This is a genomic window from Rhizobium sp. NFR03, assembly GCF_900111275.1.
GTDB lineage: Bacteria > Pseudomonadota > Alphaproteobacteria > Rhizobiales > Rhizobiaceae > Ferranicluibacter.
On sequence record NZ_FOGR01000004.1, the window covers coordinates 345,474 to 358,681 of the forward strand.

At 60.9% G+C, this 13,208-nt stretch carries 10 protein-coding genes; 6 read left to right on the plus strand and 4 right to left on the minus strand.

The window, feature by feature from the left end; genetic code table 11:
* Positions 1 to 33: 33 nt before the first annotated feature.
* Positions 34 to 1,125 (minus strand): MBL fold metallo-hydrolase, encoded by a 1,092-nt coding sequence (locus BSG19_RS14760; RefSeq protein WP_139274776.1) that lies wholly within the window; start codon positions 1,123 to 1,125, stop codon positions 34 to 36.
* Positions 1,122 to 2,561, minus strand: coding sequence for a glycosyl transferase family protein (locus BSG19_RS14765; protein ID WP_170865985.1), 1,440 nt, complete (start codon positions 2,559 to 2,561; stop codon positions 1,122 to 1,124). The genes BSG19_RS14760 and BSG19_RS14765 overlap by 4 nt, the downstream gene beginning before the upstream one ends.
* A 245-nt stretch (positions 2,562 to 2,806) precedes the next feature.
* Here BSG19_RS14765 and BSG19_RS14770 point away from each other — a divergent pair, with 245 nt between their 5' ends.
* From BSG19_RS14770 to BSG19_RS14795, 6 genes are all read left to right on the plus strand, one after another.
* The gene (locus tag BSG19_RS14770) at positions 2,807 to 4,858 is read left to right on the plus strand and encodes a TonB-dependent receptor domain-containing protein (RefSeq protein ID WP_244529259.1); all 2,052 of its coding nucleotides are present in this window, start codon (positions 2,807 to 2,809) and stop codon (positions 4,856 to 4,858) included.
* 65 nt (positions 4,859 to 4,923) lie between these two features.
* Entirely contained in the window at positions 4,924 to 5,862 is a 939-nt protein-coding gene (locus BSG19_RS14775; RefSeq protein WP_092988783.1) for a siderophore ABC transporter substrate-binding protein, read from the plus strand.
* 100 nt (positions 5,863 to 5,962) lie between these two features.
* Entirely contained in the window at positions 5,963 to 6,916 is a 954-nt protein-coding gene (locus tag BSG19_RS14780; RefSeq protein ID WP_092988784.1) for an ABC transporter permease, read from the plus strand.
* A gap of 37 nt (positions 6,917 to 6,953) precedes the next feature.
* Entirely contained in the window at positions 6,954 to 7,874 is a 921-nt protein-coding gene (locus BSG19_RS14785; protein WP_092989089.1) for an iron chelate uptake ABC transporter family permease subunit, read from the plus strand.
* Positions 7,871 to 8,629: an iron ABC transporter ATP-binding protein gene (locus tag BSG19_RS14790; RefSeq protein ID WP_092988785.1), complete on the plus strand. Its 759-nt coding sequence runs from the start codon at positions 7,871 to 7,873 to the stop codon at positions 8,627 to 8,629. Before BSG19_RS14785 ends, BSG19_RS14790 begins: the two co-directional genes overlap by 4 nt.
* A 272-nt stretch (positions 8,630 to 8,901) precedes the next feature.
* Positions 8,902 to 9,780, plus strand: coding sequence for an SDR family oxidoreductase (locus BSG19_RS14795; RefSeq protein ID WP_092988786.1), 879 nt, complete (start codon positions 8,902 to 8,904; stop codon positions 9,778 to 9,780).
* 234 nt (positions 9,781 to 10,014) lie between these two features.
* Here BSG19_RS14795 and BSG19_RS14800 read toward each other — a convergent pair whose 3' ends face one another.
* Together BSG19_RS14800 and BSG19_RS14805 are read right to left on the minus strand one after the other, a co-directional pair.
* Positions 10,015 to 12,159: a methyl-accepting chemotaxis protein gene (locus BSG19_RS14800; RefSeq protein WP_092988787.1), complete on the minus strand. Its 2,145-nt coding sequence runs from the start codon at positions 12,157 to 12,159 to the stop codon at positions 10,015 to 10,017.
* A 16-nt stretch (positions 12,160 to 12,175) separates the two neighbouring features.
* Positions 12,176 to 13,105 (minus strand): substrate-binding domain-containing protein, encoded by a 930-nt coding sequence (locus tag BSG19_RS14805; protein WP_092988788.1) that lies wholly within the window; start codon positions 13,103 to 13,105, stop codon positions 12,176 to 12,178.
* Positions 13,106 to 13,208 lie beyond the last annotated feature (103 nt).

Sequence of the window (13,208 nt, forward strand, 5' to 3'; positions counted from 1 at the left end):
AGCGTGCTATCTCACCCGACATGCCCGGTCAGCCTAATTCGCCTTCGATGCCACGCGCGCGGCTTGCGCCAGCGCGCATTGCTCGAACACCGAAAATGCCTTCAGTGCTGTCGCGCCCATGACAAACGGATTGGGTTCGTCGGAACCGCGTTGGCCAAGCTCGGCCATCTTCTCGATCCCGCTGTCCCTGTTCGGATGATTGGACAGAAAGACGTCCACGCCTTGCTCCGACGCAATCTTGCCGAAGCGTGAGGCGGAGTCTGCGTACTGTCGCAGTCTGGCCTCATCCGGACCGAAATTGAATCCCGTTCCGCCCCACAGGGCAGCCTTGTGCGGCTTGCCTTTGTCGAACACGTCAAAGATCAGCGAGATCGTGCCGGGTGTGTGGCCTGGGGTCGTCCATGTCTGGATCTCTGTCCCGGGGATCGAAAGGGTCTCGCCGTTTCCGACGATCACATCCCGTTGGGGCCGTGGTCCCCAGCGCGGATTCTCGATCCGCTGCTTGGGATCTTCGAGCACGTTCCAGTCGGCGTCGCTCATCGCAACGCGGGAGCCATAGGTCGTCGCAATGTAATTCTGACCGCCGTAATGATCGCCGTGCGCGTGGGTAACCACGATGTACATGATTTTCTTCGGATCGAGACCGAGCTTCAGGATGCCCGCTTCGATGATCGTCTTTGCCTGTTTGTCGTTGTTCATGGCGTCGATCAGGAAATATCCCTTCTCCGTGCCCAGCAACCAGGCCGAAACCTGGCGATTGCCGACAAAGTAGAGATTGTCGAAAACCTGCATCGGCTGCAACGGGGCCAGGGACTCGCGCTTCGGACGGTCGGGGCGCGTTGCCGCAGAGCCGGGCTCACGTTTCCCTGCGACGAGCAAGCGCCTTGAGATGTCGCAGAGATCGACCAGCCCGGGAAAGTCCCTTCCAGCGAGAACGCCCGCCGCCGCATAGTCCGCAGCCGTTCGATCACGGGTTTCATCGGCATACGCATTCGTTGCCAGCGTGGACATCAGGCAAAACGATATGAACAATTTATGAAGTGTCACCTTCGGCTCCTTGTGTGGAAGTGGAGTGATCGGGAGCTTGCGGATGCCGGCCCCGTCGGTGTCGATCCCGCCCGTCATCCCGGCGATATCTGCCGCGCGGACCACAGGTCTCGTGCGATCTCGCAAGCCTTTGCAAAGTCCAGGCGCTCGCGCGCCCGGATCGTCATGAGCGCGATGGCGGCCGTCGTCACGATGATGGTTTCGGCTGTCTCGTCACGCGCCGCCCCGGTCCAGACGGCTTGCCAGTATTCGCGGCTGGTCAGGCCCGTCGGGGGATGGGTGGCGGGTGCTGGAAGTCCGGGCAGGTGCAGATCGTCCGGTTCGCCGTCGACGAGACGCAGGACCGTGGTTGCCTTGAATGGCGTGAACTGGGCGAAGTCCCGGTTGTTTCCCAGAATGGAAAGGTTCGCCAGGCCCAGAAGACCGCCAATGTGACGATGGAGATCGCGCTGCATGGGATTTGCAACGCCGAGAAGGCTGGTCGGCGCGTTCAGCGGGTTGAGCATGTGCACGACGATATTGACCGGCCCGCGCATTTCGAAGAGCCCATGCAGGCCGATCAGTCGGTGGATCTGGGCCGAGAGCGATAGCAGCGGAAGATAGGCGATGCCGCAGGCGGCGACATCTCGCCGTGCAGCGGTCACCGAAGTGGAAATCGGTATGCCGGCCATCTCGCAAGCCATCGGTAGTTTTTCGGCCTGCTCTTCCCGCCCGGAATGGCCGTGCAGCAGGACTTTATGGCCAGCCTGCGCCACGAGGCGCGCGGCGTGGAGAAACCAGGGCGGGCTGCGCAGCTTCGGGGACATGTAGCAGGGCCAGTCGAGGTCTGCGCCGATCTCCGGCTCGTCCAGAACCGTGCAGTGACGGCGCGCTGCGGTGACGAAACCGGCGAGTTCGGCAGCGGTCGCGCCCCGATAATGGGTCAGCGACAGAAAGGCGCCGATCTGGATCGGGTCGCCCTGCCCTTCGAGGATCACGGAAAGCGCATCGTCTGCCTCGGTTCGGGTCAAAGGGCGGCTGCGACCAGGCCCGCCGCCGATGGTCGCGATATACTTGGCGAGCCTTAACTGAGGATCCGCATTGGAGCCGATCCGCGCCAGGCGTCTGGCGACATCGCCCGGCGTTGGCTGTCCGTCGAGAAGATTGGCAGGGCGAACGGCGAGCGGCGGTATCTCCATCAGGGGAGGACGTTCCCATCCGGTTGGCAGGCCGGAGCGAGGTGCCCGGGCCGCCGTCTCACGCGACACCAGGCTCTCGCTTTCCTCGATGAGCGCCCGGATACGCGGTCGCAGCGTTTCGGCAAGCTGCGTGGGCACGAGGCCCTTGACGGTGCGGGTAAAGAGCGGGTCGTCGTAGAGATCGCGCAGTTGAGCGAGAAGCCGGCTCACCGCAGACGATTGCAGACCGAGGGTGCGGGCCGCGCCACCCACGCTTCCTTCCCGAAGCAGGGCATCGAACGCCATCAGCAGGCGCAACCGGCCGAGATCGTCGCGTGGGTTCCTGTCTTCTTTCAACGCTTCTGTCGATCCTGTTTCCGTCGTTCGCATGTTTCGTCGGGCTTGGCCGCTTTGATGGGAGGTAGACGTCCGTTCCGCCCGTTGCGTTTTTTCGAACTTGGAATGGTTCAAAAACAACGGCGTTGACGTCCCGAACCCGCCTTACATAAGTAGACATAAATAATCAAGTTATGGTGGGGCAAATGAGTATGGACAGGCATCGGGCCGGATTTGCATATCCAGAGGCGCGACGACGCAAGAGAATGATCGCTCTCGCGATGGCTGGTACGGCACTGGGGCTGCCGTCGACAGCTCTGGCGCAGGAAGCGGAAGAGGCCACAGTTCTCGAGCAGATCGTGGTCACGGCGTCGGGCTTCGAGCAGACGGTAAAGAACGCACCTGCCAGCATCACGGTCGTGACCCGTGAAGATCTCGAAATGGGTTCCTATCGCGATCTCACGGATGCGCTTCGCGAGGTTCAGGGCGTCTCGGTCACCGGCGGCGAAAACGACGAGGACATCTATATCCGGGGCCTTCCCGGTGCCTACACGCTGATCCTGGTGGACGGGAAGCGACAAAGCACGCGCGATGCGCGCATCAACGGCAATGCGGGTTTCGAGCAGAACTTCCTGCCTCCGGTTGCGGCCATCGAGCGGATCGAGGTGGTGCGCGGGCCGATGTCGTCGCTCTATGGCTCGGATGCAATGGGCGGCGTCATCAACATCATCACCCGCAAGGTCTCCGACGCGTGGTCAGGCAGCATCACGACGGATGCGACCTTGCAGCAGCACTCGCGCCACGGCGATAGCGGACAGATTTCCATGTATGCCAGCGGCCCGATCCTGCAGGATACGGTCGGCATGCAGGTCTGGGGACGCGGTCTTCGTCGGAGCGAGGATACGATCATCAGCGGCGTCACCAGCGCGGGTGAATTCGACCTCACCGGCCGCGTGACGCTGACGCCAAATGCCGAGCACGATATCGTGTTCGAAGGAGGCCGCCAGAACGTCCGGCGCGAGGCGTCGGCGCTGCGGACCCTTGAAGAGGGCGCAAACGGCACATCCAACGACAATGATCGCGATCATTGGTCCCTGTCGCACACCGGACGCTGGGGCCCGACCACATCGGAATTCTCTATCCAGCAGGAATGGGCGCAGCGGAAGAGCTACAGCTTTTCTCCGGCGGTCGATGATTTCGTCAAGAACGACCGCTCTCCGGAGATCCGGAACACGGTGATCGACGGGAAGTTCACCACGCCGTTCGATCTCCTGGGTGAGCACAAGGTCGTCACCGGCGGGCAATATTTCGAGGCGCGCCTGACGGACCAGAACCCCGGCCGGGGCACGGGCCTCGACGAGCGCTTCTCGGCGACCCAATGGGCGTTGTTTGCCGAAGACGAGTGGCAGATCCTCGACAGTTTCGCGCTGACGACAGGGGTCCGCACCAATCATCACGAGGAGTATGGTTACAATCTTACGCCGCGTATCTATGGCGTATGGAACGCCACGAGCGAACTGACGGTGAAGGGCGGTGTTTCCACAGGCTTCCGCGCGCCGGACATTCGCTCTGTCGCTCCCGGCTATGCCTATACGACGGGCGGCGGCAATTGCTCCTACGGCCCGAACGGCACCTGCGGCGTCATCATCGGCGACCCCGACCTGAAAGCCGAGACCAGCACAAGCGTCGAGATCGGTGCCGTGTGGGACCATGGCGATATCATTCTCGGCGCCACCTACTTCCACACCGACTTCAAGGACAAGATTTCCAACGCCCTCGTTCTCGACGCCAACGGCCGGCCCGTGCGGTGGAGCGAGGATCCGAACTATCGTCTCTGGTACAACTACAATATCGACGACGCCGTGATCCAGGGTGTCGAGTTGACCGCGACATGGCATGCGACTGCGCACATCTCGCTGCGCGGTTCCTACACCTATACCGACTCCGAGCAGAAAACCGGCACATATGAAGGTTTTCCGCTGGCCCGTACGCCCGCCCATGCCGCCAATCTGCGTGCCGACTGGGAAACGCCCGTGGAAGGGCTGACCGCGTGGACCTCTGCGAACTACCATGGCAAGGAGATCAACTCCGGCGCGCGGATCGGCACGAACGGAACGCCCGTGACCATCAACGGGCAAGTAGGGCGCGAATACGATGCCTATACGACGATCGATCTCGGCGGGAAGTACGCCTTCAATGACAGCCTCGTCATGAGCGCGGCGATTTACAATGTCCTCGACAAGGAGGTCGAGCGGACGGATTTCAACACCGTGCTGGAAGGTCGCCGTGTCTGGGTGAGCCTCACCAAGACATTCTGACCCTCTGGGGCCGCCTCTGTCCGGCAGAGGCGGCCCCGCAAGCAACGACAATCGGAGCAGACCAAATGACCATCGGCCGAATGACCATCGGAAAAATACGGACGCTCATCGTCGCCCTGGCGACCACAGCCATTGCGGCGTTCAGTGGGCTTGCCCATGCGGACGAGATCGTCGTCAAGCACCGGCAGGGCGCGCTGACGCTCGCCAAGGCCCCGACCAGGATTCTCACCTTCGATCTCGGCAGCCTCGACACGCTCGATGCTCTGGGCATCGAAGTGACCGGCGTACCCGGTGGCAACAAGCCCGACTATCTGGCCGACTACAATGCGGAGAAATACATCAAGATCGGAACGCTGTTCGAGCCTGATTACGAAGCCGTCAATGCGGCTGCCCCGGACCTGATCATCGTTGCCGGCCGGTCGTCCGCGAAATATGCCGACCTCGCGAAAATCGCGCCGACCATCGACCTGACGATCGATCCGGCCAACTATCTCGCCAGCGCCAAGGGCAATGTGCGCTCGCTCGCCGCGATCTTCGGGAAGACGACAGAGGCCGATGCCTTGATCGAAAAGCTCGAAAGTTCGACCGCGACACTGAAGGCGAAGACGGCTCAGGCCGGCAAGGGGCTTCTGGTGCTCACGACCGGCGGCAAGTTGAGTGCCTACGGTCCCGGCTCCCGCTTCGGCGTTCTGTTCAGCGATTACGGCGTCGTTCCCGCCGCAACGGAGCTGAAGACCGGCAATCACGGGCAAGCCGCGTCCTTCGAGTTCGTTCTCGAAACCAACCCCGATTGGCTCTATGTGATCGACCGCGATTCCGCCGTCCAGCGCAGCGGCACGTCGGCGCGGCAGTATCTCGACAACGAGATCGTGCGCCAGACCAAGGCGTGGAAGGACGGCCATGTCGTCTATCTGGATCCGGTCGGCTGGTATCTCGTCAGCGGCGGCATCCGGTCCATGCAGAACACGGTCGACCAGTTGAACACGGCGCTTGCCGGCAGCTGATCGCCTTGAGGCGTCCTCCTGGACAAGCACCGATCGTCTCCACGTCGCCGCCCTTGAAATGGGGCGGCGACGTCCCTCGTATGAAGATGACCACTGTTCGATGAAATTCCTCGGCCCGCTTCTCGTCCTCATAGCGCTCGGTATCGCCAGCCTTTTTGCCGGCGTCAGCGATCTGTCGCTTGTCACGGTCCTGTCCGGAGACGAGAGGGCGTTGCTGATCCTCATGGAAAGCCGGGTGCCGCGAACGCTGGCGCTGGTGCTTGCGGGTGCCGGAATGGCAGTCTCCGGCACAATCATGCAGATGCTCGCGCGCAATCGCTTCGTGGAGCCCTCGACGGCCGGCACGGTCGAATCGGCGGGTCTCGGCATTCTGGTCGCGCTTCTCTTTGCCCCGGACCTGCCCGTCTTCGGCAAAATGCTGGTCGCGACCGGCTTTGCGCTCCTGGGCACCAGCCTGTTCCTTCTCATTCTCAGGCAGGTGCCGCTGCGCACGCCCTTGATGGTGCCCCTGATCGGCATCATGCTCGGCGGCGTTATCAGCGCCATGACGACCTTCATCGCCTATCGGGCGGATATGCTGCAATCGCTCGGCGCCGTGATGACGGGCGACTTCTCCTCCGTCCTGCGCGGGCGCTACGAACTCCTGTGGATGTCGCTGGGTCTGACGCTTGCGGCGCTGTGGACCGCCGACCGGTTTACCGTCATGGGCCTCGGCCAGGAATTCGCCACCAATCTGGGTCTTGCCTATGGGCGCATTCTCACGCTCGGTCTCGTGATCGTCTCCGTCGTGACGGCCTGCGTCGTCGTGACGGTGGGCATGGTGCCGTTCGTCGGCCTGATGGTGCCGAACATCGTTTCCATTGCGGTCGGCGACAACCTGCGCCGGTCGCTTCCGCTGGTTGCCTGTCTCGGGGCGGGGCTGGTGCTCGCCTGCGATATCGTCGGGCGGATCGTCATTCCACCGTTCGAAATTCCGGTCGGAGCCATTCTCGGTGTCGTCGGCAGCGTGTTCTTTCTTTTCCTCATTCTGCGGAAGCGATCCCGTGTTGCCTGAGATCCGCAAGCTGACCGCCGGTCGGAGCCTCGTCGTCATGGGGATCGTCGTTCTCCTGGTCTCCATCCTGTTCATGACATGGGGCGCCCGCGGCAACTGGAGCTTCGTCCTGCCGTTTCGCGGAGCGAAGCTTGCCGCGATGCTTCTCGTGGGAACGGCCATCGCTGTTTCCACGGTGCTTTTCCAGACAATCACCAACAACCGCATTCTCACCCCCTCGATCATGGGTTTCGATGCGCTTTACGGTCTGATCCAGACGACACTCGTGTTCACTCTCGGCGCCGCCCGCGTCTCCACGCTCGATCCGCGCCTGATGTTCGTCGCGGAATGCGGGATCATGATCCTGTTTTCCTGCCTGCTCTACCGCTGGCTTTTCTCAGGCGCCATGCGCAGCCTTCATTTGCTGATGCTGGTCGGCATCATCTTCGGCGTCCTGTTCCGCAGCCTGTCCGGGTTTCTCCAGCGCATCATCGATCCGAACGAGTTCATCGTGCTCCAGGACCGGCTGTTTGCCAGTTTCAACACCGTCGATGCCGGTCTCCTCGGCATTTCCACCCTGCTGGTCGCACTGGCCCTTCTCCTCGTCTTCAGGCTTTTTTCCACTTTCGACGTGCTGGCGCTCGGCCGCGAAACGGCCATCGGGCTCGGCGTCGACCATCGCCGCGTGACAACGACCATTCTCGTCGCCATCGCCGTGCTGGTCTCCGTCTCGACGGCGCTGGTCGGGCCGGTGACCTTCTTCGGACTGCTGGTCGCAAGCCTCGCCCATCGCCTGATGCCGGTCGATCGCCATCGCTGGATACTTCCCGCCGCCGCGCTCCTCGCGATCATCGCGCTTGTCGGCGGTCAACTCATTCTGGAACGTCTGCTGGCCCTCGACACGGCGCTCGGTGTTGTCATCGAGTTTGTCGGCGGGCTCTTCTTTCTCTTCCTTCTTCTCAGAAAGACTGTGCGATGATCGAGATCCGCGATGTCAGCAAACGCTACGATACCGCGCTCGTGGTTGACGGCGTCTCCCTGACGCTGCCCAAGGGTGGCGTGACGTCCATTATCGGGCCGAACGGAGCCGGTAAGTCGACGTTGCTGTCGATGATAAGCCGCCTGCTCCCGATCGATACGGGTTCGGTGACCATCGACGGTCTTGATGTCACCAGAACGCCCGGTGATGTGCTGGCCCGTCGTCTCTCCATTCTTCGGCAGGACAATGCAATGACCGTGCGGCTGACGGTGCGTGATCTCGTCGCCTTTGGCCGCTACCCTCATTCAAAGGGGCGAATGACCGTCGTGGACAGGCAAAAGATCGAGGAAGCGCTTGCCTATCTCGCACTTGAGCCGCTTGCGGACAGCTTTCTCGACGAGATTTCGGGCGGTCAGCGGCAACGGGCGTTCGTGGCGATGGTGTTGGCGCAGGACACGGACGTGATGCTGTTCGACGAGCCGCTGAACAATCTCGACATCCGCCACGCTGCCGGCATGATGCGGCTGATCCGCAAGGCCACCGCAGACCTCGACAAGACCGTGATGGTCGTCCTCCACGACATCAATTTCGCCTCCTGCCACTCCGATCGCATCATCGCCATGAAGGATGGAAAGGTTTTCGCGGAAGGTCCTCCAGCGCAGATCGTTACCCGTAAGGTGTTGGAGCCGCTCTACGAAACGACGTTCGACGTCCGCACGATCGACGGCAAAGCCATCGCGTTCTATTTCGCATGACAGTGCCCGGCGATTGTTCCTGTCACGGTTAGTCTCCATCGTGCCGTAACGGATCGAGTGGCAGCGCCGTCTTGTGCTTCTCTGACTTCAGGGCGAAGCGCGACCGGATGTTTGCGAAGCCGGGTATTTCGTTGATCGTCAAAGACAAATTGCGTAGGCGCACCCGTGCATCGCGCGGCGATACGCAGCCGTTGCGAGTTTCCGATTGCCAATACATACAGGTCTGTATACATATGAATGCCGATACGTTTTCTAATAAAGGAAGTTTGGCGATGAGCGGTAAAGTTGTGCTTGTGACGGGTGCGAGCAGCGGCTTTGGTAACCTTACGGTGCTGGAGCTGGCGAGACGAGGGCATACGGTGGTTGCGACCATGCGGGACGTGGAGGGAAGGAAGGCTCAGGTTCGCAAGGATCTCATCGACGCTGCAACAGCTGGAGGGCATGTGCTGCATGTTCTTGAAATGGACGTCGCCGACGAGGCTTCCGTCAATTCAACGATCGGCAAGGTCGTAAAAGAGCACGGAAAGATCGATGTGCTTGTCAACAATGCCGGATTGATGCCGATCGGCGTGACGGAAGCCTATACGACCGCCGATGTCGAACGGCTGTTCGCAGTCAACGTTTTCGGAACCATCCGAACAAATCGCGCCGTTCTGCCGCACATGCGCACCGCCGGGAGTGGGCTCCTCATTCAGGTGACGTCGCTGATGGGGCGGTTTACCATCCCGTTCTTCGGCGTCTATGCCGCGAGCAAGTTTGCGCTCGAAGCGCTGGCTGAAACGTACCGCTACGAACTGGCAAGCTTCGGGGTCGACTCTGTCATTGTTGAGCCAGGCCCGTTCCCGAGCAACCTGATCTCGTCCAGCCCTCAGCCGTCCGATACGGGCGTCCTCGCATCCTACGGTGACGTGGCGGCAATACCCGGCCAGATCAAGGCGAACGCCGAGATGTCGCACGATCCCGCAAATCCGCCCCGTCCGCAACTGGTTGCCGATGCGATCGCAAAGCTGATCGACGCGACCGAGCGGCGTCCGTTGAGAACAGTCGTCATGCCGGAGGGGCTCGATTATGGCGTCGGGCAGATCAACGAGGCCGTCGCGCCCATCCAGAACGGCATTCTCAAGTCCATGGGTATGGAACACCTGATCTGACAACCGGAACGGATCGGCGGGCGGGTGACTGCTCACCTGCCGATCCTCACACTCTTGGCTGGGCCTTGAACGTGTCCCCGATGAGCCTTGACTGCATGGCCATGTTAAGTTTTTGATGAGCAGCAGGGTGAGTACAAAGCCCGATAGGGCCAACCTACCGCTCAAGAGGATACCATCGAAGAACATCTTGCGGTTAGTGACGCACTCTATTCTTCGATGGCAATGCTGACCATATCAAGACGCCATCGCGTAGTAGGATTGTTCTGACCTGCGGCCGCTCACTGTCTTGAATCCGCGTAGCAGTTCGGCAAGCCCTTCGGTCTCCTGCGATAGGCTCTGGGCAGCAGCCGTGGTTTCCTCAACCATCGCAGCGTTCTGCTGCGTGACCTTGTCCATCTCGTCACCCGCGGCCGACACTTCACGCAGGCTGTGGGCCTGATCGCGGGACGATACGGCAATCTCGGTGATGGTTGCATTCATGGCGCTGACTTGGCTGACGATCTGCTGAAGCGAGACCCCGGACTCGCCCACCAGCCGCACGCCCGTGTCAACTTCCTTCGCCGACGTCGAAATCAGATCCTTGATCTCCCGGGCCGCCTTCGCGGAACGCTGGGCAAGCTCGCGAACTTCCTGTGCGACAACTGCAAAGCCCCTGCCGGCTTCCCCGGCGCGCGCAGCTTCCACGCCGGCATTCAGCGCAAGAAGGTTCGTCTGGAAAGCGATCTCATCGATAACATTGATGATATTGCCGATCTTCAACGATGACCCCTGAATTTCCGTCATCGCGGCGATAGCACGAGCGACAATTTCGCCACCCTTCTCGGCGGTGGTCCGCGCTGTCGCCACCACGCTCTGGGCACGGCTTGCGCCTTCGGCAGTTCCGTTCACACCACGCGTCACATCGCCCAGTGCTGCAACGGTTTCCTCGAGTGAGGCTGCCTGCTGTTCGGTACGGCGGGCCAGATCGTTGGAGGCGGTGGAGATCTCGGTGAGGCCTGAACGGATGGTGCCGACGGCGCGAATGACAGAGTCTATGACGTCCTGGAGACTTTCCACCGAGCTGTTGAAGTGGTCGCGGATCTTGACGTAGCGTTGATCGACGGCGCCCACCCGGATCGTCAGGTCGCCCTTCGATAGAGCGTCGAGCCCCAACGAGATCTGCCGGAAAGCATGTTCCATCACATCGGCATCGCTCAAGCGCTCGGCCTCCTGGCGCAGGCGCTCTTCCTCGACGGCCAGACGGGCACGTTCGGCGTTGGATTCTGCGATCAGCTTGGCGCGTCCCGTCTCCTGGAAGACTTTCAACGAGCGTGCCATCGCACCCAATTCATGCTTGTAGTCAGTGCCGGTTATCGTGAACTGATCGTCGCCCCGGGCCAGTCGCTCCATGGACTGGGCCATCTTGCTCACGGCGGAGGATATCAGCTTGCCGATGAAATAGGACAGGACGAGGCCGATGACGATCAGGAGGCCACTGATGACGAGCGTCGTGTTGCTGGCGGAAGCCACCGTATCGTCCACCGAACCGTCGAGCGCCTTTTGCGCGCCGGCGATGTTGGCTTGCAGTTTGTCGAATTCGGCGGAGATCTTCGGCGCGAGCACGCTGAGTTGTGTCTGACGAATGGTATCGCTGGCCCTGAGAACCGTTCTCAGGTCTGCGAGGCGGGCCGTGTAGTTCTGCATGAGCTGGTTGGCACCGAGAACGCGCTTTTTCTGCAGCTCGTTCCTCGCAGCCTTCACCGCGTCCTCATTCAGGGACACGGCTTCGGCAAGTGCTGCCTGCGCTGTATCGTAGGCAGCAAAATCTCCCGCGTGCACGAAACGCTCGGAGTAGTATAGGCTGCGGTTCAGCGCCTCAAGTGTCGCCGCTGTCTTTTGCAGCAGCGGTACGTCGCCCTGACGCCCCGCGCTGGTCATGACATCGTTCAGCGCGACGCTTGTCCACGGGCCGAACTCGGTGACTTTGGATAACAAGCTATCTCGCTTCGCCTGAAGCACGACGATTTGCTCGAAAGCCTGGCTGTAGGACGCGATGTCCGTACGGATCGTCGCAAGACCGGCAGCGAGGTCACTATTGCCGCCAAAGCGTTGGTCGGCGTCTTCGAAACCCTTCACACCTGCACGAAAGCGTTCCACGATCGCCTCGCCAGGCGTTGCGCGGAACGCCTCGACTGACATCTGAATGTCGTTCAGGCGGTCGCTGTAATCCGAAATAGCCAGACTTTGACCCGTTGTGGCGCGATAGGACGTGAAGATGGACGCCAGCCCGTTCAATCCGGATATAGCGGTTGCCGTCAGCAAGCTCATCAGGAGAATCAAGGGTACGAAGCCGGCGGTGATCTGTGCGCGAATACCGCGCTTATTCCATAACGAAAGCATCTCAGACCTCTTCTATTCACTGGCTCTTCGGCAGATATTTTGCGGCGGTCTGTGGCGTGACGAGTTCGAACGGAATGTCGTTCTCCCGTGGCACGGTCTGCTTCTGGGCGAGCTTTATGGCTGCATCCAGCGCGCCGGCGCCCTGTCCCGTCGCACTTTGAAGCACGGTCACATCGAGTTCGCCGGCGACCATCGCAGCCAGCGCATCGTCGGTCGCATCGATACCAGCGACCACAACGTCCTTCATCGGCACGTTGGCCTTCTTCAAGGCCCGGATCGCGCCAAGCGCCATCTCGTCATTGTTGGCGATGACGGCGTCGAACTTCACACCGGCGGCCAGCCATTCCTGCATCTGCTGGTCGGCATAGTCTCGCGACCAGTAGGCGGCCTGTCGCTCGACGATTTCGAGCCCCTTGCACTCTGGCGTGGCGATCACGTCGACAATATCCTGGGTCCGCATGCGCGCGGCGGGGCTGAATGGTTCGCCCATCAAAACGACGACGCGGCCCTTGCCGTTAAGGCGAGCGCAGACTTCCTTCGTCTGCATCGTGCCCGACTCTTTTTCATTGGACGCGACGACGGCCTGAGTAGCTGGCAAGTCTTCGAGATTGGAGGGGACATTGTTGAGATAGACCAACGGCACCCCGCCATCGACCGCAATCTTCGTCAGCTGAGGGCCGAGATCGCCGTCGGCGACCGTGACGATGATGGCATCGACCTTGTCGGCAACGAATTTCTGCATCTGCTTCTTCTGAAGCTCTGCGTCGCCTTTGGCGTTCTCCGTCAGAAGCTTGGTGCCGGATATTGTCTTTGCATGCGCCGTGATGCCGTCAAGCAGCGCTGTTCTGAATTTGTCCAGATCGGACATTGAGACACCAATCGTCTGCGCGTGTGCCGCAGACATAGAGAGTGCCAGAGCGATAGAAGCGAGCGCGCTGCGTTTCATGGTTCCCGTCCGGTTTCAGGTCTTACGGGAGTATTTCAGATATGCGTTAATTCTTGCTTGATGAGGTAACGTTCTAATTAATATTATTTTTTTCTAAATAAAA